Annotated in this window: 1 pseudogene; it reads left to right on the forward strand. The window is 62.1% G+C overall.

Annotated elements, in window-relative coordinates:
• Positions 1–422: pseudogene (locus ACWGTI_RS32735) on the forward strand (IS1634 family transposase); the annotation flags it as partial.

The raw sequence follows: 422 nt of genomic DNA on the forward strand, positions 1-422 counted from the left end.
ATCGTGCTCGAAGATCATGCGCCGATGGTGCCGATGGTGCTCGAGCGGCAGAAGGGCGAGACCCAGTTGTGGGTAAAGGAGGTGCGTGTCGACAGGCAGCGCTACATCGTCAGCCTCAATGAAGCCGAGGCCGAGAAGGACCGCAACGACCGCCAGGCCATCATCGCCGGGCTCGAGACCCAGTTGAAGAAGGGCGACAAGGCGCTCGTCGGCAACTCGGCTTACCGGCGCTATCTCCGCCGCACCGATAGCGGCAGGGCCTTCGAGGTCGATCCCGGCAAGCTTGCCGATGAAGCCCGTTTCGACGGTATCACCGTGCTGAGAACCAACACGACGATCTCTCCGCTTCGAGCCGTGTTGCGTTATCGCGATCTGCTCGAGGTCGAGAACCTATTCCGCAGCGCCAAGGCCAGTTTCGACAC

This window comes from Mesorhizobium sp. ArgA1 (assembly GCF_053714375.1).